Origin of the sequence: Pedobacter sp. GR22-6 (assembly GCF_037402555.1) — a bacterium.
GTDB lineage: Bacteria > Bacteroidota > Bacteroidia > Sphingobacteriales > Sphingobacteriaceae > Pedobacter.
Map to the genome: position 1 here is coordinate 19,351 of NZ_JBBEUC010000007.1, position 20,462 is coordinate 39,812.

At 43.9% G+C, this 20,462-nt stretch carries 17 protein-coding genes; 7 read left to right on the forward strand and 10 right to left on the reverse strand.

Annotated elements, in window-relative coordinates; genetic code table 11:
• The first annotated feature begins 32 nt into the window (after positions 1-32).
• Positions 33-734, forward strand: coding sequence for a head GIN domain-containing protein (locus WAE59_RS24060; protein ID WP_337858558.1), 702 nt, complete (start codon positions 33-35; stop codon positions 732-734).
• Between the two features lie 74 nt (positions 735-808).
• Here WAE59_RS24060 and WAE59_RS24065 read toward each other — a convergent pair whose 3' ends face one another.
• From WAE59_RS24065 to kbl, 7 genes are all read right to left on the reverse strand, one after another.
• Positions 809-1,216, reverse strand: coding sequence for a hypothetical protein (locus WAE59_RS24065; protein WP_337858559.1), 408 nt, complete (start codon positions 1,214-1,216; stop codon positions 809-811).
• Between the two features lie 16 nt (positions 1,217-1,232).
• On the reverse strand, positions 1,233-2,687 hold the full coding sequence (gene rlmD, locus WAE59_RS24070) for a 23S rRNA (uracil(1939)-C(5))-methyltransferase RlmD (RefSeq protein ID WP_337858560.1): 1,455 nt from the start codon (positions 2,685-2,687) through the stop codon (positions 1,233-1,235).
• 90 nt (positions 2,688-2,777) lie between these two features.
• Entirely contained in the window at positions 2,778-2,888 is a 111-nt protein-coding gene (locus tag WAE59_RS24075; protein ID WP_337858561.1) for a phenylalanyl-tRNA synthetase subunit alpha, read from the reverse strand.
• Positions 2,889-2,969: 81 nt separating this feature from the next.
• The gene (locus tag WAE59_RS24080; protein ID WP_337858562.1) at positions 2,970-3,545 is read right to left on the reverse strand and encodes a TetR/AcrR family transcriptional regulator; all 576 of its coding nucleotides are present in this window, start codon (positions 3,543-3,545) and stop codon (positions 2,970-2,972) included.
• Entirely contained in the window at positions 3,545-3,952 is a 408-nt protein-coding gene (locus WAE59_RS24085; RefSeq protein WP_337858563.1) for a hypothetical protein, read from the reverse strand. Before WAE59_RS24085 ends, WAE59_RS24080 begins: the two co-directional genes overlap by 1 nt.
• Positions 3,953-3,955: 3 nt before the next feature.
• Positions 3,956-4,993 (reverse strand): phenylalanine--tRNA ligase subunit alpha, encoded by a 1,038-nt coding sequence (gene pheS / locus WAE59_RS24090; RefSeq protein WP_337858564.1) that lies wholly within the window; start codon positions 4,991-4,993, stop codon positions 3,956-3,958.
• Between the two features lie 253 nt (positions 4,994-5,246).
• Positions 5,247-6,437 carry a glycine C-acetyltransferase gene (gene kbl / locus WAE59_RS24095; protein WP_337858565.1) on the reverse strand — a complete coding sequence of 397 codons (1,191 nt, stop codon included), beginning with the start codon at positions 6,435-6,437 and terminating at the stop codon, positions 5,247-5,249.
• 147 nt (positions 6,438-6,584) lie between these two features.
• Between kbl and WAE59_RS24100 the strand changes: the two genes are divergently transcribed.
• A complete protein-coding gene (locus WAE59_RS24100; RefSeq protein ID WP_337858566.1) occupies positions 6,585-9,032 on the forward strand; it encodes a DUF5686 and carboxypeptidase regulatory-like domain-containing protein in 2,448 nt (815 codons plus the stop codon).
• Positions 9,033-9,161: 129 nt separating this feature from the next.
• Here WAE59_RS24100 and WAE59_RS24105 read toward each other — a convergent pair whose 3' ends face one another.
• Both WAE59_RS24105 and WAE59_RS24110 read right to left on the reverse strand, forming a co-directional pair.
• Positions 9,162-10,346: an aminopeptidase C gene (locus tag WAE59_RS24105; RefSeq protein WP_337858567.1), complete on the reverse strand. Its 1,185-nt coding sequence runs from the start codon at positions 10,344-10,346 to the stop codon at positions 9,162-9,164.
• 103 nt (positions 10,347-10,449) lie between these two features.
• Complete coding sequence (locus tag WAE59_RS24110) at positions 10,450-10,884, reverse strand: hypothetical protein (RefSeq protein ID WP_337858568.1); 435 nt, start codon at positions 10,882-10,884, stop codon at positions 10,450-10,452.
• 94 nt (positions 10,885-10,978) lie between these two features.
• Between WAE59_RS24110 and WAE59_RS24115 the strand changes: the two genes are divergently transcribed.
• From WAE59_RS24115 to WAE59_RS24125, 3 genes are read left to right on the forward strand one after another with little or no spacing between them, the layout of a single operon-like run.
• Entirely contained in the window at positions 10,979-11,509 is a 531-nt protein-coding gene (locus WAE59_RS24115; protein ID WP_337858569.1) for a hypothetical protein, read from the forward strand.
• Positions 11,510-11,513: 4 nt separating this feature from the next.
• Positions 11,514-12,314 carry a hypothetical protein gene (locus tag WAE59_RS24120; protein WP_337858570.1) on the forward strand — a complete coding sequence of 267 codons (801 nt, stop codon included), beginning with the start codon at positions 11,514-11,516 and terminating at the stop codon, positions 12,312-12,314.
• Positions 12,315-12,321: 7 nt separating this feature from the next.
• A complete protein-coding gene (locus tag WAE59_RS24125; protein ID WP_337858571.1) occupies positions 12,322-13,689 on the forward strand; it encodes a hypothetical protein in 1,368 nt (455 codons plus the stop codon).
• A gap of 3 nt (positions 13,690-13,692) precedes the next feature.
• On the opposite strand, the gene WAE59_RS24130 is transcribed toward WAE59_RS24125, so the two are convergent.
• Complete coding sequence (locus tag WAE59_RS24130) at positions 13,693-16,590, reverse strand: hypothetical protein (protein WP_337858572.1); 2,898 nt, start codon at positions 16,588-16,590, stop codon at positions 13,693-13,695.
• A gap of 35 nt (positions 16,591-16,625) precedes the next feature.
• Between WAE59_RS24130 and trhO the strand changes: the two genes are divergently transcribed.
• A complete protein-coding gene (gene trhO, locus WAE59_RS24135) occupies positions 16,626-17,567 on the forward strand; it encodes an oxygen-dependent tRNA uridine(34) hydroxylase TrhO (protein ID WP_337858573.1) in 942 nt (313 codons plus the stop codon).
• Positions 17,567-20,395 (forward strand): triple tyrosine motif-containing protein, encoded by a 2,829-nt coding sequence (locus WAE59_RS24140; RefSeq protein ID WP_337858574.1) that lies wholly within the window; start codon positions 17,567-17,569, stop codon positions 20,393-20,395. Before trhO ends, WAE59_RS24140 begins: the two co-directional genes overlap by 1 nt.
• The last annotated feature ends 67 nt before the right edge of the window (positions 20,396-20,462 follow it).

The following is a 20,462-nucleotide window of genomic DNA, read 5'->3' on the forward strand; positions in this document are numbered from 1 at the left end:
TCTTATCCATATAAGCCTCTATACGTACCACTATGAAAATTTCCCTACCGCTCATCGTTACCGGCGTCGTCCTAAGCTTAGGAAGCATCAGCCAGGCCCAAGAAAGTAAAAACATTGCGATCAGCAATTTCACTGGCGTCAGTGTTTCCAACGGGATTGATATCTATCTGACACAAAGCAATAATGAAAATGTCAAGATAAGTGCCCATCCGGACCTGCTGAAAAATGTCATTGTAGAAAAGGAAGGAAGCAACCTGCGCGTCCGCTATAAAGATAATGTCAGTTGGAGCCGCCTTTTCAAAGGACAGAACATCAAGGTCTTCATTAATTACAAAAACCTGAGGTCCATTACCGCAAGTGGCGGCAGTGACGTGACCGGAGAAAATGAACTCAAGACCGACCAGTTGAGCATCCTTTCTTCCGGTGGTTCGGATATTGACCTGGCTGTCCGTACGAAAGAATTGAAAGTTCAGAGCAGCGGCGGTTCTGATGTAAACTTAAAAGGTACTGCAACCAGCATGGACCTTTCTGCAACTGGCGGGAGTGATATCGATGCATTAGGACTACTCAGTGAGTATGCAAAGGTTCGTACGAGCGGAGGCTCAGATGTAAATATTCATGTCACAAAAGCCCTGGATGCAATGGCCAGTGGTGGCAGCGACATCAATTATAAAGGTAATGCTTCCGTCAAAAACACTTCTTCGAAGAGCGGCGATGTAAGCAGAATACAATAAGATTTAGGAAAGTTTAGTTTTTAGTTGTCCCTATCCCACGGATGTGTGATAGGGACTTTCATTTTTAATCGGATTTACCCTCTTGCCTTATAAGGATAATAAATGAAATTGGCTCCTTCCGGAACGATGACAAATACACACATGTAATCTTCCGGCTTTTTGTAGCTCTTCAGGAACAAGCTCTTCTTTTCTGGCTGAATGATGCCTTTCTCTACAAATTCCTCAAATGTTGATGCCTGAATGGTCCATTCTGTGTTCAGTTCCTTTCTGTCGAGGATTACCTCACCGATGCTTACTGTATACTGGTGTGCAATGAAGATCGGATTAACGGATATTCCTTGCGTCATGATTTCCAATGCTACCTCCCTGATAGACTCTGCATAGAGTTCCAGGTCTTTTTCCAGACTGACCAAAGGGCTTTGTTTCTTTTGCTCCGGCTGCTCTCCTTCTGGTTGTTGCGGTAATAATTCTTCTATATCCATGTCTTCAATTTATACTTTAAACAATCTCCTGAAGCCCTCTAAACTTCAGCAACACGACATTCTCCACATGCTGGGTATGCGGAAACATGTCTACAGGCTTAATCCGCAGGACTTCGTATTTCTCCTTCAGCAAGGCCAGATCCCTTGCCTGGGTCGCAGCATTACAGCTTACATACACAATCTTTTCAGCTTCCATCTCCAATAAACGTTCCACTACGTCTGCATGCATTCCCGCACGCGGAGGATCAGTGATCACTACATCAGGCTTACCGTGACTGGCGATAAATTCCCTGGTCAGGATATCTTTCATATCTCCAGCGTAGAAAACCGTATTGTCGATTTGGTTCAGGGCAGAATTGAATTTTGCATCTTCAATGGCTGTTGGAACGTATTCAATGCCGATTACCTGCTTTACAGCTCCGGCTACGAAGTTTGCTATAGTTCCTGCACCTGTATACAGATCGTACACCAGTTCGTTTCCTTCAAAACCAGCAAACTCTTTTGTAATCTTATACAATTCGTATGCCTGATCGGAATTTGTCTGGTAGAAAGACTTTACACCAATCTTGAACTTCAGTCCATTCATTTCTTCAAAAATGTGGTCCCTGCCTGCATAGGTGATTACCTCCTGATCGAAGATCGTATCATTCTTCTTTTGGTTAATGATGTACAACAAAGCCGTAATCTCCGGAAAATTAACCTTCAGAAATTCCATAAGCCCGTCGATTTCTTCCTGTGTGACATAAGCAAAGACGACAGCCACCATCACTTCACCGGTTGAAGATGTGCGGATGATGAGGTTCCTCAGGTTTCCCTCATGTGCCCTGAGGTCATAAAAGCTCAGACCATTGTTCAGCGCATACGTGCGTACACTGTTTCGAATGGAATTACTTGGTTCAGCCTGAAGGTAGCAATGCTGAATGTCCAGGATCTTATCGAAGCGCAAGGGCACGTGGAAGCCCAGAGCATTCATTTCAAGTTCCTCATTTGGCCCCTCCAAATCTTCAGGCCTGTCGGCCATGTCCTGCTTGTTCAACCAGCGTTTGTTGGAAAAAGTATATTCCAGTTTGTTCCGGTAATATTTATTCTCCGCAGAACCTAAAATTGGTTCCATGGAAGAGGTATCTATTTTCGCAAGTCGCTGCAAGGCGGCCTCTACATTTTTATGTTTAAATTTCAATTGCGATTCGTAACCCATGTGCTGCCACTTACAGCCACCGCAAGTACCGAAGTGCTGACAAAAAGGATCTGTGCGAAGCTCAGAAGGAGTATGTAACTGTTCAATTACAGCTTCTGCAAAATTCTTTTTCTTCTTCACCACCTTCACGTCGACCACATCCCCCGGTACAGCTTTGTCTACAAAAACCACCAATTCATCGGCTTTTCCAACACCTTTGCCTTCTTCGGCAATATCAATAATACTTAGATTTGGAATGATCGTTACCGTTCCTGATTTTCTATTTCTACCCATTATGCTGCAAAAGTAGCTAATTTTAGACAAAAAGATTTCATGCAGATATATTGGGTATACCTTTCTCGCAGGAAATTAAAAAATCAGCTTTTACTTCGCAAAGAATTTCAGGATAAAACCAAAAATACCTTCTACGAGGTCAAAGCTGACATCGAATTTCTCATCAACCAATACAGAAATTTCTAATACTTCTTTGCTCATTGTTATCTGATGAATAATAACAAATATAAGCGCTTTTGAACCAAATACCAAAACGGTATAAGTTAAGGTTTTGTAAAGAAACTACAGGGCAGCCTTGACCAGGAACGGCAAAATTTCCTTTTGAAAATTCACAAAGTTCTTGCGCACATCAGAGTCGCTTACAGAAGTAAAGGCAAAAGAGAAGCAGATGCTTTTACTGGCTTTGAGCAGAAAAGCCAGGCCTTCTTTACGGGAAGGGTTATTCTTAAAATGATCGAGCTCCAGATAGGCTGAAAGCAACAGGGATTCCAATTGATCTGACAGGTGCTTCAGGAACTCCTGTGAATTGGTATTTTCCCGTACAAAATCCCATCCGATGAATTCGTTGCAAACCGTATAGGTCAACCTGCAGGTTTTCATGACAAGGGCCTTCAGGTGTTCTTCCTCATCGGCAAACTGCCCCTGGTTTTTCAGAATTTCATGCAGGTTCAAATCCAGATAATTCATGAGAATGGCATCCAGAATCTGTTCTTTGCTTTCAAAATATTTATAGATCGTAGCTTTGGCAATCCTGGCTTTTTTGGCAATTTCGTTTACACTCGTTTTATGGTAGCCATACTTCCTGAATAACTCCTTTGCAGCCCTGCTGATGCTCTCTTTTATTTTCTCTGGTTCCATTAATTACTTACGTTTATCGTCTGCCCACCGCGAAGGGAAGTGCTATAGGATTTCAAATTACGCACAGCAGGGGCTTTCTGGGGTGTACCATCCATGAGTAAAAACTTTGCACCTGTACATGGGTCAGTTGCAGTGATCCCGTTGACGTCCGGCTCTACTGCACATGCTTCTTTCGGGTTCACAGAACTGCAGCGGTCGAAAGCCACGTACCCGCTGCCCGACCTTACGATCATCAAACCCTTTACCCCTTGATTTGACACCAGCAAAACGCCGTTCACTGCTTTGATATTGAACTCCTGAACGGTGACATTGTATTCCACAAAAACGTTAGGAATCATTTCGCTTTCCTTACCGCAGCTGCACAGCGTGAGCAGCAGAAAAAACAAAACAGACAGATTCCTGAACATTATTTATATTAAAGAGGTTTTATACTGCTTTAGGAAACGGGCATCGTTCTCTGAGAACAGGCGCAGGTCTTTGATCTCAAACTTCAGGTTCGCGATCCGTTCAATTCCCATTCCAAATGCAAACCCACTATATTTTTTACTATCTATACCGCAGTTTTCCAATACATTGGGGTCAACCATACCGCAACCCAGGATTTCTACCCAACCACTGTGCTTACACATCTGACAGCCCTCGCCTTTACAGATTGTGCAAGAGATGTCCATCTCTGCAGAAGGTTCCGTGAAAGGGAAATAAGATGGACGGAAACGCACCTTTGTTCCTTCCCCGTACAATTCCTGCACAAAATAGAACAGCGTTTGCTTTAAGTCGGCAAAGGAAACATTTTCATCCACATACAAGCCTTCAACCTGATGGAAAAAACAATGGGCACGTGCAGAGATGGCCTCATTTCGGTATACCCGGCCAGGCATTATCGCCCTGAAAGGCGGCTGACCAGCTTCCATCATCCTTACCTGCACTGAAGAAGTGTGTGTACGCAGCGCGATATCGCCGTGTTCTCCACCTTTCTTAATGAAAAAGGTATCCTGCATATCACGTGCAGGATGTTCTTCAGGGAAATTCAAAGCAGAGAAGTTGTGCCAGTCGTCCTCGATCTCAGGACCTTCAGCTACTACAAAACCTAGTTTATTAAAAATCTCGATGATCTCTCTCCTCACTAATGCAAGTGGATGACGTGCACCTATTTCGAAGCCTTCGCCCGGCAAGGTGAGGTCCAGACCGGAATCCTTGCTGCCTTCTGTCGTATTACTGTCCTCTTTTAGCGTCTGGTATTTGGCCTCTGCCAATTGCTTAAACTCATTTAAAACCTTTCCCAAGGTTCTTTTCTCCTCCGGTGACACGGCCTTAAACTCGTCAAAAATATCTTTGATTATTCCTTTTGTACCAAGGAATTTAATACGAAATTGTTCCAACTCATCTGCATTTTCTGTAGAAAACGCATTGATCTCTGCAGTATATTGTGTGATCTTATCCTGTAACATGCGTCAAATATACAGCTATTTATAGAATTAATAACAGGAAATGCAGGGCTATTTTTTGGTCGACTGAGTTCAAAAACTATGTTGATGTGCTTAAAAAGCCTGATCCATTATCAAGAGCTGGCTCGGGTGGGGACTAGCGCAAAGCTTGTTTAACCACTGTTAAGCGAATTCGCTGAGAAATTAAAATTCCTGCTTTTATAGAGCCGGGGCAAGATAAAAGCAGGAATTCTACTTTAATAACAATTTCAGATTGCTATTTCAATACACCCAGTGCTTTTCCGACCTTAGTAAATGCAGCGATCGCCTTATCCAGGTGGTGTTGTTCGTGCGCAGCAGAAAGTTGTACCCTGATCCTGGCTTTGCCCTGACCAACTACCGGATAATAAAAACCGATCACGTAGATGCCTTCTTCTAACATTTTAGCGGCAAATTCCTGCGCCAGTTTTGCATCATAGAGCATCACCGGAACAATAGGGTGCACGCCCTCTTTGATGTCAAAGCCCGCTTCTGTCATTTTCTGACGAAAATAAACCGTATTGCGTTCTAACTTATCGCGGAGATCGGTAGTTTCACTGAGCATATCCAATACAGCGACTGAAGCTCCTGTAATTGCGGGTGCCAATGTATTTGAGAACAGGTAGGGACGTGAGCGCTGACGCAGCATGTCGATGATTTCTTTTTTACCGGAAGTGAAACCTCCCGATGCACCACCTAATGCCTTGCCCAATGTTCCTGTAATGATATCTACACGATCCATTACGTTAAAATGCTCATGAGTACCGCGGCCAGTTTTGCCGATAAACCCGGTACAGTGAGACTCATCGATCATTACCAGGGCTTCATATTTATCTGCAAGATCACAGATCTTATCCAGCGGCGCGATGACCCCGTCCATAGAGAAAGCACCATCGGTAACTATGATGCGGTGCCTCGAATCCTTGGCAGCAATCAGTTGCTGTTCCAAATCTGCCATGTCTGCGTTTTTATAACGGAAACGTTTGGCTTTGCACAGGCGGACCCCATCAATTATCGAGGCATGGTTCAACTCATCAGAAATGATTGCATCCTGGTCATTGAATAAGGGCTCAAAAACCCCACCATTGGCGTCAAAAGCTGCGGCATATAGGATGGTATCTTCTGTTCCCAGAAATGCAGACAATTTTTCTTCCAACTCTTTATGAACGTCCTGAGTACCGCAAATGAAACGTACAGAAGACATGCCATAGCCATACTTATCTATAGCCTTTTTTGCCGCTTCAGTGACTGCAGGATGTGATGACAAACCAAGGTAGTTATTTGCACAAAAATTGACCACTTCCTGGCCCGTGCTTACCTTAATGTCTGCACCCTGCGGCGTTACAATAATCCTTTCGCGTTTAAACAAACCGTCTTTTTCTATTTGCTCCAGTTCCTGTTGCAGTGCTGGTTGTAGGGTTTTGTACATATGTAAATTTATTTATTGCCAATATTGCAACCAAAGTTATAAAATTCTCGTCTTCTGACCACCACACAATTGACAGCAGGGATAAACTTTAGCACAATAATTGTGTTTACATCAGAAACAAACCGATATTTAAGCTTTAAACATCGCATGAAGAACATCTACTTAACGCTATTCCTGTGTATAGGGGTACTCAACGGCTTTGCCCAAACGATCAAAATCAGTGGTAGCATCAGAGACTCCAATGGAGAGGTTGTACCTTTTGCATCGGTTTACATCAAGAATACGACGACCGGAACCTCGGCAAATGTTGATGGCATCTATTCCTTCACGGTAGAAAAGGGTTCCCATACCATTATTTACAGGGCCATAGGATATAAAGGTGTAGAACGGATGCTGAATGTTACGGAAAACCTGACGGAAAATGTAACCCTCAGCCCAGAAGCCTATACCCTCAGCGGTGTAACCATTACCGGAAAAGGAGAAGATCCTGCTTACGAGATTATCAGGCAGGCCATTAAAATGCGTAAGACACATTTAACTGAAGTAGATGCCTATAGCACAGATGTATATATTAAAGGCGTTCAAAAACTAGTTGGTGCTCCGAAGAAATTCTTTGGGCGCGACATTCAAAAGACGCTCGATCTGGACACCAATAGAAAGGGTATCCTTTACCTCTCGGAATCCACTTCTACCTTCGCTTTCCAACAGCCTGGAAAGATTCATGAGGAAATGGTTTCCTCTAAAACTGCGGGCCGCAATAATGCCTTTAGCTTCAATAAGGCATCTGACCTGATCATCAACTTCTACCACAACATACTTTTAGAAAACACATTGAGTGCCAGAGGATTTGTTTCGCCGATTGCAGACAATGCGACGCTGTACTACCGCTACAAATTGCTCGGGACCAATACCGAAAACGGAGTTAGGGTAAACAAGATTGAAATCATTCCCCGCAGGGAACACGATCCGGTGTTCCGGGGCGTTATTTACATCCGGGAAGAAAGCTGGCATTTGTTGAGTGCGGAGGTTTTCCTAACAAAAAATACAGGTATCAATCTCTTAGATACCCTCAACATCAGGCAGCAGTTCCTCAAAGTTGAAAATACATTCATGCCTTCCAACATCAATTTTCAGTTCAATGGAAACGTTTTGGGCTTCAAGTTTGAGGGCTATTACGTTGGCGTGTACAGCAATTACAATATCCATCCTGAATTCCCTGACAATTACTTTAACGGCGAAATCCTGAAGATCAGTAAGGCGGTGAATAAAAAGGATTCGTTGTTCTGGCTGAACAACCGTCCAATCCCATTGACCAGTGAAGAAAAACGCGATTACATCCGCAAAGACAGTATAGCTGCACTCAGAACATCCAAACATTACCTGGACTCTATAGAACGCAGTAATAATAAGTTCAGTCCGTTGAAACTAATCGTGAGCGGCTACACCATCAACGACCGCTATCATAAGACTTCATACAGTTTCGACCCCATCTTCCGCTCTGTTTTTTACAATACCGTGGAGGGTTTCGCACTAAAATATGGACTGACCTATACAAAAACACTCGAAGACCGACGTCAGTATAGCATCCGTCCCGAAGCACGCTATGGCTTCTCCAACAAAACACTTACAGCGAATCTAACTGCAAACTACTTTTATGATCCGATCAGGCGTGCCAATATTGGTTTCAGCGCCGGTTCAGGCATCTATGACCTCAACAACTATGGCTCTATGAGTTTATTGGGCAACTCTATTAACTCCCTGTTTTTTGAGACCAATTTCTCGAAGTTCTACAAGAAGGAATTTGTGAATGTGAACACTACCCGCGACCTTACAAATGGTCTGCAGGCCCGGGCAGCGATCGATTATTCGAGGAATTATAACCTGATAAATACCACCAGCTATAAGATCAAAGACCTCAAAGGTGAGGAATTCACTTCGAACAACCCATTTTCACCTGGAGCGGAAATCCCGCTTTTCCCGACCTACGAAGCATTTACCCTCAGCCTGGGTCTGAACTATACGATAGGTCAACAATACATCACCAGGCCTGACGGACGTTTCTACCAGCCTTCTAAATACCCGACCATTGATCTTTCCTATAAGAAAGGCATTAAAGGGCCATTTGGCAGTGATGTAGATTACGATCTGGTGTCTCTCGAGGTTTCTCAAAACAGGCTGAGTGCAGGTATGTGGGGCTATTCTTCTTTTGTAGCCGGTGTAGGAAAATTCCTCAACAACAATCAGGTTTTCTATCCTGAAGCTAAACATTTCCGGGGGAATAATGCATTACTTGGACGACCGGATTTGCGCAAATTCCTGTTCCTTGACTTTTACCTGTTCAGCACAGACCGTGAATATGTAGAGGCGCACTATGAACACAACTTCTCAGGGCTGTTCACCAATAAGGTACCTTTGTTGCGTAAATTAAAGCTGGAAGAACTCATTGGAGGCAGCTACCTGAGCCAGCCGGTCAAGCGAAATTATTATGAATTCTATTTCGGCTTACAACGCCTGATCTTTAGAGCGACCTATGGCTTTGGCTATGATGGCAATAAGCGTGTGAATCATGGCTTTAGGCTGAGTTACGGATTTTAAAATTTGTAATAAACATCAATGCGGGGTATGAAGCAATTCTTTCCTAAGCAGATTACTTCGTACCTCGCATTGATGGTGTGATGCCCTTAGAGTGATATAATTTCAATGTAAGGACAAAAATATGGATATCTAAACTCCTAATTTCTTCCTGATATCGGCAGGAATTCCTTTTTTATGCAACAAGAAGGCAGTTGTTTTGTATTTCACAAAGTTCTTGCTCACGTACAGGTAACCTTTGTAATCGTTGGTTGCGCCCCATGAATTTTTAACGATGTAATATTCTTTACCGGTTTGGTCTTTTGCCAAACCAGTGATCTGCATGCCGTGGTCGTCTGTAGTTTCGTAGTTATCGAAAGCAGCCTGACGCATTTCTACTGTGATTGCTTTCTCTGGCTTAGGGCCATTGAACATCGCTTTTTTCTCATCAGCAGTCATGCTCTCAAAATCTTTCTCCGGAACATAAGCAACGCCATTTTTCCAGCTGAAACCTTTTTCACTTACGTCAGTAGCCCAGGCTACAGTGAAGCCACCTTTTAATGCATTATCTATGATTTTAGTGATGTCATCCATTTGCACATTGTACACCTGATCAAAAGACCAATTGTCTGGAACCATTAAAACAGCTTTAGTATAATAAGGAGCAGTATTGAATGAAGAAAGTTCTACATAATCTGCTGCATTGATCCCAACTACTTCTTTAGCGAAAGTTTTAGGTGTATACTCTTTTCCTTCATAGGTAAACTTTTCAGGTACAGCGCCCATGCAAGAATCGATAGTTGCAATATATTTAGTTTTCCAGTTTGGATCAAACTTACCATCAATTGCTTTTTTCAGGATTGCCTCTGTCAATTTGTTCATACGGTCAGATGATCCCGGGCTGCCGTAATCGTTACCGTTGTAAGCATCTTGTGGTAATGCACCATATTTTGCAAACATATTGGTCACATCATGACAAGCACCGCCGTCACCTAAAGTCAATGCGCCATGCATACGCACATAGTTGATTCCTTTTTCAATATAGGCGTTGCGTGCTGTAAACAAATCAGCCAAATCCACAGGCTTTTTGCCCATACGGATCATTTCTGATTCCAGGAAAGAGTTGGTACTGTAGCTCCAGCAAGTACCTGAAGATTTTTGATTCTTTACTGATGTAGCTTCTACATTGATTACAGGTGTGAAGGTAAAGCTGTTCTTGCTATCTTCACTTGCATTGTTTTTTAAAGAATTTACCAGATTGTCCTGCGCGAAAACCGCAGTAGAGCCAAGTAGAAGACCAGCAGCCATCCACAAGGATTTCATTGTTGTTTTAGTCATTTGTATGTTTAAAAGTTAGTTGTATGCCCTATTTGATGTATATGTATGTGCAAACTTAATTAAAGCGCACAAGCATTCATGAACATTTTGTGTAAAAATTCTATTAATTGGGCAGGACGGTAAACTTGATGCTGCTTTTGTTGGTATTTCCCTTGCCATCATTTACATATAACCAAAGGATATATTCACCTTCTTCAATAGGGACATGCAGCATAGCCCGCTCCCGGGATACTGGACTTATGGCATTTGCTATCGCTTCCGCTTTTTTGTCCCTCTCGAGAGCGGTAACAGAAAACAGTTCCCATCCCATGTTTATTTTATCGCCCTCGGCATCAAATAGCACAAAGCTGAGCATATATTTCTCTTGTGGATTTAATTTAATGCGACTACCCGAGGACTTTCCATCCAGCGTAAACGATTTGATTTCAGGTGCCGTATTCTTCTTTGATGCGGGTAAGGAGTTCTTTTTTTGCGCGAGCAAGGGCGATGCCATCACTACTAAAAACCCTAAAATTAAATATCTGAAGAAGCCTTTCATAAGGCTAAAATACTGAACAATATGAACAAAACTCGGTTTTGCCAAGATTTGTTGTCAAATCAAATAATCATCATTAACACTTAAAACTATAAACATGAAAAAGAAATTATCCCTCCTCGCCTTTTCAATGTTGCCCATATTCCTGTTAGCAGGTCGGGCCAATGCGCAATCTGCCTCCACAGATCCGGTTACTGTGAACATTAACTTAAGTGCCGAAGTCATATCGATTGTCCTCGGAGGATCGCCAGATGTTACGTTCAACTATCCTACAGCGGCATCCTATACTGTACCACAAACAGTGCCTAAGCTGGGTCACTTTACCGTAATCAGCAATCAAAACTATGATGTGACCGTATCCGGCACGGCACCTTTTAGCAATGCCAACAGTGCAACACCAATTCCTTTGAATGTAGTGACGGTGGCTGTAGATCCGGCGACGGCTAATGGCGGAGCTGTAGCGCCGGTTATTCTCAGTGGTACAGCGCAACCGGTGGTCTCAGGAGCAACTCCAACAGGAGGCGCCACCTATAACGTAAATTATAGCATACCGGATGCCACACCTTTACTGGGAAGGTCGCCGCTTATTTATTCGACTACTGTAGTTTATACCGCTACGCAATTGTAGGACCATGGCTAAAGCAATTGCACTATTCCTATTTTTAGGTTCAATGGTATCGGCCAGCTTTGCCCAGGGAATATCTGTTTCACCATCGCGACTTTTCTTTAAAGGTCTGCCTGGTGAAACAGTTACTCAGGTGATCACGTTCAGCAATACCAGTAAAACGGAGATGAATTTTATCTCATCAATAAAAGACTGGAACCGGGACTCCACAGGCCTAAAGCAATATTACCCAGGCGGTCAGCTTTCCAGTTCGAATGCAAAATGGCTAGCCCTATCTTCCAATAGTGTGAGCTTGGCGCCCGGCGAAACGAAGGAGATCAACTTAAACCTAAAAATACCAAATGACAGTACTTCTAACCGTCTGAGCAATAGCATGCTATTTTTTACGCAGGTCAAAGCACAGAAGTCGAGCGCCAGAACGGCAAATATGGGTGTAGACATTTTATTTGAAATGGGTATACAAGTTTACCATATCCCGGAGGGACTATCTGCCGGGGAGCTCGAGTTTCTGGCATTTGAAGAACGGAGCCAAACGAATTCGGCAGATACGACAAGAAAAATGGCTGTAAAAATAAAGAATACTGGAAGTATCAATAAGGATGCTTATGTGCGCTTTGAATTGACAAATACAAGCAGCGGCGAAGAGATTCAAATGAAACCGGTAGCTATTGCCATGCTGCCGAATGCGGAACAGTGGGTAAATCTGAACTTACCAGCTAAGCTTAAAGGCAAATATCTGGTTGTCGCTATACTGGATGCAGGTAGTCAATATGATCTAAAAGTTGCGGAGAAAGAAATTACATATTAGCCTGTGGATGTTTGCTTTGGGGCTGAGCTGGCATTCTCATGCTCAAGTGGCAGTCACTTTACCTGAAGCGAACATCACCAACCGAACTGATTACGCTGTGGTACTGAGTACGGGAACCTACACCAACACGCTTTCATTAATCCCCAATATTGGCGTGAAAGCAAATAGCGCAAACTTTGCAAGTACAGTCGGGGGAAGCACAACAATACCACTTAGTTTGGCCAATTTACGTTTACAAAGTATTGGCTCGGCAAACCTGCTGGGTGGCTCTACAGAGCGAAGTTTAACGACAGCTTTCCAGTCAATTTACGTAGCAGTAGCCTCCATAGGTTCCGGTGCGGTTTCTATCAATTACCGCATCAATACCGCGCCACAAACCTGGATTGCAGGGATATATCGCGCTCCGATGGAATTCCGAACATCTACACTGGGAGGAACCAATCTGACACCTGTAGTTCAAAATCTGGACATCACCGTTCCTTCATTCATCAGCCCGCAGGCTACTTTGCCACTCCTGACATTGAATGCAAATAGCCTGGCCATATTCCGTGCTGCCGCCGGTGTTTCTGCCACTTCCGCCATTACGGTATCTAACACTGTTCCCTATACGCTAAACATCCAAACTCAAAATCCGCAAATGAGCTTTAGCACCAGTCAGCCGTATAGCCAGTTACCAAACACCTCAGTCGGCCGGGTTTCTACTACATTGAGCGGCGTTACAGGCGCGGTCAATGTGGCACTTTCTACCAGCAGTCAAGCCATCACTTCCAGCACAGGAATAGCTGTGCCCGCAAGCAATACGCAAATCCTGAACAATGTTTTCAGCATCAGTGGAACAGATTTAAGTCAAGGCTTTGTACAGGCCGGCACTTACACCCTGCGCTATACCCTGAGCTGGACGAAGTTGAGTTCTGCCTATCCCAGTACGGCTTTGCAAGTACAAAGGAGTGGAGATTTACAGGTGGTCGTACCAGATCTGGCAGAGATCGTGGCCAACCAAAATACAGTAAGTTTAAATTTCAACAGTACCGCAGCCTATCAACAAGGCATCTCTAAGGATATGCCTGCACACATCCGCGTCAGCCGCACTATTCCCTACAATGTTTATGTAAGGGCTACCAATCCAAATTTTACTTTCGGTGCAAATACGGTACCGGTTGGAGTCATGCAAATTGGCCCAATGGCTGGACAACTGGGGGTAAATACCGTAACACTATCTACCACCCCCCAATTGTTGGTGAACGGTTCAAGCCCTGTAATCGACCGGAACCTGAACCTCCAATATAGAATTCCCGCTGCTCAGACACAGCAATTACTAGGGAAAAGCCCCGGAAATTACAGCAACACAGTGATCTACAGTTTTGTTGCACTTTAGGCATCAGAAACGTTTCAACTCGACTTTTCTGCGTTCGTCTCTATAATCAAAATTGAGTTCCAGGCCTTCTTTGTTCAAACTGATTTTATTGTTGACATTTTTGATAGCGAAAGGCATTCCTGAAGTTTCGATATAAACCGTATAGTCGTTAGGAGGAAGTTGCATGGCATACCGTCCTTCAGCATCTGTCAATGTCTTATACTTTTTACCAGATGCATCTTTGGCAAAGACCATAATTCCTGAAAGTGTGGGTGCCGTATCTGCGTAACTTCTGCCTGATAAGATCAATTGACCTGTCAAAGGAAGTGTTTTCACCAAGGGTAAACTTACAGATTTATTTTTGGTCATGACCACCTGAACTGGCTCCAGCATCCCCCATCCCGTGTTGTTTAGCGTATATAGGTTATAACTGGCTGCTTCTAAATTATAAAAGCGTACCATGCCTTGCTTATTGGTTACAGCTGCCTCATTATTGAGGCGAATGGTCACACCAGCTGCATCCAGCTCGTTCTCGTCCTTGATGCCATTGTTGTTTGCATCCAAGAAATAACGCAGTTGAAGTTTTTTGCCTTCGGAAGCGCCCAGGGCCTTAAATTGCTTTTGTAGTCCTAGCCTGATTTGCCTGTTGCTAAAATTGATCGGGTCCATCCTGGCATCAGGCTGTAACATTACAGGTTGCATTTTCATCAGCGTGTAGAATACATCTGTGGTGAGGAACCAATTGCCTTTGATCCGCCATTGCATGTTTGCTGTGAGTGTGTAGTTTTTAGACTGTGAAAAGCCATAATAGTTGTACATCGCCGAGAGCTGAGCATTTAACTGGTTCTTGAAAGCGGTGATTTTGGTGTTTGGGCCGATGGAATACAATTGATAATTGGAGCGTTCGTTTGTAGAAAGTGCATCGCTCAAATAATAAGGATTTAACTGCAGGTAGCTACTGAGTCCGAAAATAGGGTTGCTGTAATTTGCATTAAGTTTGAAAGAATGAAAAGGATGATTGGGACGATTGGCGGTATTTTGAAACACGTAGCCATAATCTGAGTAAAAGGACAGGCTGTGCTGGCGATGGTTTAGATTTGCATTGAACTGAATTCGCGCTGCTGAGGAGTTCCATTCCACACCATTTGGAAACTGGTTCATCTGTATGTTATTTTCCAGGTTTTGTTTCATGAAATAAGGACGAAAATCCAAGCTCACAATTCCTTTACGAAAGCCATAGCCTAGTTCGTAAATGTCGATCACACTCTTGTTACTTCTAAAAACAAGCCCTCCCCGCTCCAACTGGTACTCCGGGCGATTCTTCAGTAAGCTAACCCGTGCTGAGATATGACTTCCATTCCCCGCCATTCGCATGATACGGGTATCGCTCTGCAAAAGACCCCGGCGAAGTCCGGTATAGTACGGCGTGCTGTAATAATTGATACTGGAGATGTTAAAATTGCCCTTGTTGAAATTGTAATTGAGTCCGGCAGACAAGCCCTGTTTTGCTGTGGATGACCTTGATTTTTCCTGGCTATAACCAGCTTCAAAATTGAATTCATGCAGTTCATTGAGCCGCAGCCGGGTCTTACCACTCAATTGGTCGGACAACAGCCCATAAAACTTCTGACTGCTGTGTAAGTAGCTGATCTGTCCTATATCTTCCTGATTATCTACAAACTTATAGTTAGCGCCGGCAATGTTGGCGCCGGATATGGTGTTGATGCCCCTGCTGTACAGCAGGAAATTATTTTGGACGCCAAAAACCTCTGCTACGTTGCCATTCCGGAACCGAAAGTTAGCTTTTAGTCCCCGCCCATTGATGGCATAATCAAAATTATCATACACATTGCCCAACTTTATTCCCCAATCTTTTTCCTGGTAGTCCAGATAAGTATCGTATAAACTGGTAGCAGCGATGTCCTGATAATGATCGAGATTAAAGCGGTACTCCAGTTTTCTTTCGCCCTCCAAATTAAGCTGCCCTGAAGCTTGCAGCTGATAGAAAGACGAGTTTTGGTTCATATCTACATAGCGCAAGGCAAAAGTATTGTTGGGGCTCCCTTCCCCTGTAGGGTTGCCTGCACCAAACCTCCGTACATGGCTTAGACTCATGATGCGAATTCTGCTCAGCGACAGTTGACGGTTAGTAGGATCCACGGCCTGTATGGTTACCACATAATCGGCAACTTGCCGGGATGCCCGGTTGCGAACAACGAAAGGAATAACCTGCTGCGCACCTGGTTGCAGGCTAAGCATACCCATTTCACCAGTAAACTCCAGCCCCTCCGGAACTTCCGACAGCAAAACCCTGAAGTTGATGGCAACTAAGCCAAGATTTCTGGCACGGAGTAAGATCCGCGTTTCGTTTGTGTTCTGATCCAGATAATATTCCGTTTGGTCGCTGCTCATACTGAACAAAAGCTGATCACGAAGTTTAGTGTAAAAACTCTTTGGCGATGCCATCCTTATCCCCGCTGAACCGGAAATAGCAAGGCTAAAAGCCTGAACCTGCTGCAGAATCGTCTTACGATCTGCCATATATTTGACTGGGAAGGCCTTCTTTTCTTTGGCCGCTAAGGTAATTTCAGGCGGGATGCTGATCAGCCCGTCCTGAGTTTTTGTATTGCCGCCAGACACCTTCAATGTCACTGCCCTGTCGAGGCGGTTCTCCAGCAGTAATTTATTAGAAAAGCTTTGTCCCGAATTGATGAATACCGTATCGCTTTCAAAACCAAAAATCACATCCATCCCCTCCTGGGCACGCAGATTTTGCCAACTCAACAGGAAGGTTAAGAGTAGCGCAAAAAACGGGAAGTTCTTCACAAACAATTGCATTGTGACTATAACAACACCACGACAGTTTAGGTTATGGATCTTGCTGCAATGAATGGAATGAATAAAAAAGCTTATCTTTGCCATGCATTAAACGCCATTTGCAACGGTATCAATGATTTATGACACAATTTCAGACTTTACTTTATTATTGCTATAGTCCTATAGCAAACGCAGAACAATTCGCTGCAGATCACTTAACCTTTTGTAAATCTTTAAACCTGGTGGGCCGTATCATCGTGGCCGACGAAGGATTAAACGGAACAGTTTCTGGAGCACCAGAAGACTGCAAAGCCTATATGGATGCGATACACGCAGATGAGCGCTTTGCAAAGACCGAATTTAAAATAGACGATGTAGAGGAGCCATCCTTCATCAAAATGCATTGCCGGTACAAATCGGAGATCGTGCACTCGGGATTGCGGGACCCAAACATCATCGATCCAAATAAACAGACCGGTAAACACCTGGAGCCTGCAGAATTTCAGAAGATGATTGACCAGGAAGATGTGGTCATCCTGGATGTACGCTCCAACTATGAGCACAACTTAGGCAGATTTAAAAATGCAGTGACACTTGATATTGAGAACTTCCGGGATTTTCCTGAGAAGATCAATGAGCTCGCTCAATACAAAGATAAAAAGGTACTCACCTATTGTACGGGCGGTATCAAATGTGAAAAAGCTTCAGCACTATTGCTCCATCATGGATTCAATGATGTCTATCAACTGCATGGCGGGATCATCAAATATGGTAAAGAAGCAGGGGGAGAAGATTTTGAAGGCAAATGCTATGTGTTTGATAACAGGATCGCCGTGGATGTGAATACGGTAAACCCGAAAGTGATTTCTACTTGCTACAACTGTGGCAAGATAAGTCCTAAGATGATCAATTGTGCCAACCCGGAATGCAATGAGCATGTAACCCAATGCGATGACTGCGGAGAAGAACTGCAGGGATGCTGTTCGGTAGCTTGCACAACGAACCCTAGGAAACGCCCCTATGATGGGACTGGATATTATGTAAAGGTACCACAACCGGTGAACAAAGCCGCAAAAGCTTGATGAAAAACATCCGACTGGCATATCGTTTTTTCTTGTGCCTGACCCTTATCGGGCTTAAACTCGATGCTCAGGAACTGAAAGGTATAGGCGTACCCTATATTCAAAACTATTCTAAGTCGGACTACAAGGCCGGAAATCAGAATTGGTCTGTTGCCAAGGACAAAAATGGCGTACTTTATTATGGAAATACGCGCGGTCTGCTCAGTTATGATGGCCAGTACTGGCATCAATACCTGATGCCTAACAGGCAAATTATCCGTTCTGTAGCGGCATCGGCAGATGGCAAGATCTATGTTGGTGCATTTGGTGAATTTGGTTATTGGTCTGGCAGCGATGCCCGGCTGAGCTATACCTCACTCTCCACACTGATTCGCAAACCAAATGCCTTAAATGAAGAAATCTGGAAGATTTATGTATCAGGTAAGCGCGTCTACTTCCAGTCTTTTTCCGCGATCTACTGTTATGAAAATGGAAAGATCGAAGTCATTAAAGGTCCGGGGACCTTGTTATTCCTTCATCAGGTCGGTCAAAAGTTATATGCCGAGGTGATCGGCAGAGGTTTATTTGAATTGAGGGAGCAGCAACTGATTGCACTGCCTCATGAATCGGCCTCCGTACCAGCAGATATCCTCAGCGTACTCCCCTATAAAAATGCGGGACTACTGATTGGAACCAGTAAGAACGGATTATATATATACGATGGTAAAGACTACCAACCTTTAAATGTGCAGGCCACGGATTTCCTCAAAACCTATCAACTGAACAATGGCGTCCGGGTTTTAAACAACTATTATGCCTTTGGTACTATCCTTAACGGCATCATCATCACTAATGACCAAGGTGAGATCCTGCAACATTTCAGCAAATCATCCGGTCTCCAAAATAACACTATACTGAGTCTGTATGCAGATGATGACCAAAACCTCTGGACAGGCCTTGATAACGGAATTGACAGAATAGAACTCAACTCGTCGCTCTATTTCTATTTTGATAAAAGCGGAGCATTTGGCACTGTCTATTCCAGCTTGATCTACGGTAACAAAATCTATCTTGGCACCAACCAGGGTCTGTTTTACAGCGAACTGAGCCTTGGCTCAAATGGTTTTGATTTCAAACTCATCCCTGGCTCACAAGGACAAGTCTGGGAACTGACAGAAATCGACGGGCAGGTGTTTTGCGGGCATAACAATGGCACCTTCAAAGTGATGAACGGTAGCATTCAAAAAATCTCTGACATCAGTGGTGGATGGACGATCAAGAAACTGAACTCAAATCCAGACTACCTGGTTCAAGGCACGTATACGGGTCTGTCCCTCTATAAAAAAAATGCTTCTGGTCAATGGGGTTTCAGTCATAGAGTAGCTGGATTTACGGAACCCTCGCGCTATGTTGAACAAGACTCAAAGGGCAACATCTGGGTGAGCCATGCTTACCGCGGACTTTATAAACTGGAATTAAGTGCAGATTTGAAAAAAGTAGTTCGCCGCGAAAGCTATGGTGCGCAAAATGGGTTGCCCGGCGACTATACCGTTAATGTTTTCAACCTGGAGAAAAGACTGTTATACGCCACTACAAAAGGTTTTTTTGTACATGACGAGATCAGCAACAGCTTTTCGGTCTATACGGAGCTCAATAAAAGATTGGGCAGCTTTGCATTCTCCAGTAAGATTATTCCCGCAGGAACATCCAAGTACTGGCTGATCGGCAATGGCAGAATGAGCCTGGCCGACTTCCGTCAGTCTGGCAAGATTAGTATAGATTCCAGTCGCTTTAGCATCCTGGATGGCCGTATGGTGCAATATTATGAAAATATCAGCCGCATAAGCGATAACCGCTACCTCATCAGCGTAGACGATGGCTTTGTCATCTACAATGCTGCGGCGTCATCGGCAAAACACCGTGTCACGCTCCCTGCTGTTTTGATCAGGGAGATCAATGAGATCAAAGACGGGCGCAACAGCAAACACATTTCTTACGCACTCCCTTATTATCGCCAGGCCAGGATTCAATACCAGTATTTTTTGGAAGGGTATTCAAAAGACTGGTCAGACTGGACCGTAGCATCGGAGAAAGATTTCACCAACCTCAGCAGTGGAGACTATGTATTTAAGCTGAGGGCAAGGATCAACGAGGAAATTGCTACGGGAATAACGGAGATGAAGTTTAGCATCCCGGCCCCATTTTATGCAACGATATGGGCTTTCGCGTTTTATGCCATCATCTTTGGTTTGTTGATCTATGGCTCTAAAAAGCTATATGACCGTAAATTGCAGATCGACAAACAAAGAATCACAGAACGACTGCAAGCCGAGAAGGAAGCACACCTTAGAAAAGAAGCTGAGGCAAACGAAAGACAGATCATCGCCCTACAGACAGAGAAGCTCCAGGTAGAGCTGGAAGGTAAAAACAGAGAGCTCGCCAATTCTGCTATGAGCCTGGTCTATAAAAATGAATTGCTGCAAAAACTCAGTGAAGAAATCCTGAAGCTCAAAGATGGAAATGGCAAACCACTTGCAGAAGACCAGACCCGAAAGATCCAGAAGGTGATCGAAGAAGGCATGAATGACGAGCGGGACTGGAATTTATTCGAGCATAGTTTCAATGAGGCTCACGAGAACTTCTTCAAAAAACTGAAGGCAAATTATCCCGATCTGGTACCCAATGACCTGAAGCTTTGTGCTTATTTGCACATGAATATGAGCAGTAAAGAGATGGCTTCCCTGCTCAATATTACTTTACGCGGAGTAGAAATCCGACGTTATCGGCTTCGCAAGAAGCTCAATGTACCCCATGACAAGAACCTTTCAGAGTTCTTAATGGAGCTATAACACTACATCATTACCTCTCATCACACTCATTTAGCTCAATTGACTGCTCAATCAGTTTAGCAGGAGA

What these genes read in the sequence shown, in the direction of transcription:
- WAE59_RS24105 (WP_337858567.1), bottom strand. Translation starts at nt 10,346, where the DNA reads ATGACTAAAACAACAATGAAATCCTTGTGGATGGCTGCTGGTCTTCTA.
- pheS (WP_337858564.1), bottom strand. Translation starts at nt 4,993, where the DNA reads ATGTTACAGGATAAGATCACACAATATACTGCAGAGATCAATGCGTTT.
- WAE59_RS24100 (WP_337858566.1), top strand. Translation starts at nt 6,585, where the DNA reads ATGAAGAACATCTACTTAACGCTATTCCTGTGTATAGGGGTACTCAAC.
- WAE59_RS24130 (WP_337858572.1), bottom strand. Translation starts at nt 16,590, where the DNA reads ATGGCAAAGATAAGCTTTTTTATTCATTCCATTCATTGCAGCAAGATC.
- WAE59_RS24085 (WP_337858563.1), bottom strand. Translation starts at nt 3,952, where the DNA reads ATGTTCAGGAATCTGTCTGTTTTGTTTTTTCTGCTGCTCACGCTGTGC.
- WAE59_RS24060 (WP_337858558.1), top strand. Translation starts at nt 33, where the DNA reads ATGAAAATTTCCCTACCGCTCATCGTTACCGGCGTCGTCCTAAGCTTA.
- trhO (WP_337858573.1), top strand. Translation starts at nt 16,626, where the DNA reads ATGACACAATTTCAGACTTTACTTTATTATTGCTATAGTCCTATAGCA.
- WAE59_RS24080 (WP_337858562.1), bottom strand. Translation starts at nt 3,545, where the DNA reads ATGGAACCAGAGAAAATAAAAGAGAGCATCAGCAGGGCTGCAAAGGAG.
- WAE59_RS24110 (WP_337858568.1), bottom strand. Translation starts at nt 10,884, where the DNA reads ATGAAAGGCTTCTTCAGATATTTAATTTTAGGGTTTTTAGTAGTGATG.
- WAE59_RS24125 (WP_337858571.1), top strand. Translation starts at nt 12,322, where the DNA reads ATGTTTGCTTTGGGGCTGAGCTGGCATTCTCATGCTCAAGTGGCAGTC.
- rlmD (WP_337858560.1), bottom strand. Translation starts at nt 2,687, where the DNA reads ATGGGTAGAAATAGAAAATCAGGAACGGTAACGATCATTCCAAATCTA.
- kbl (WP_337858565.1), bottom strand. Translation starts at nt 6,437, where the DNA reads ATGTACAAAACCCTACAACCAGCACTGCAACAGGAACTGGAGCAAATA.
- WAE59_RS24075 (WP_337858561.1), bottom strand. Translation starts at nt 2,888, where the DNA reads ATGAGCAAAGAAGTATTAGAAATTTCTGTATTGGTTGATGAGAAATTC.
- WAE59_RS24115 (WP_337858569.1), top strand. Translation starts at nt 10,979, where the DNA reads ATGAAAAAGAAATTATCCCTCCTCGCCTTTTCAATGTTGCCCATATTC.
- WAE59_RS24140 (WP_337858574.1), top strand. Translation starts at nt 17,567, where the DNA reads ATGAAAAACATCCGACTGGCATATCGTTTTTTCTTGTGCCTGACCCTT.
- WAE59_RS24120 (WP_337858570.1), top strand. Translation starts at nt 11,514, where the DNA reads ATGGCTAAAGCAATTGCACTATTCCTATTTTTAGGTTCAATGGTATCG.
- WAE59_RS24065 (WP_337858559.1), bottom strand. Translation starts at nt 1,216, where the DNA reads ATGGATATAGAAGAATTATTACCGCAACAACCAGAAGGAGAGCAGCCG.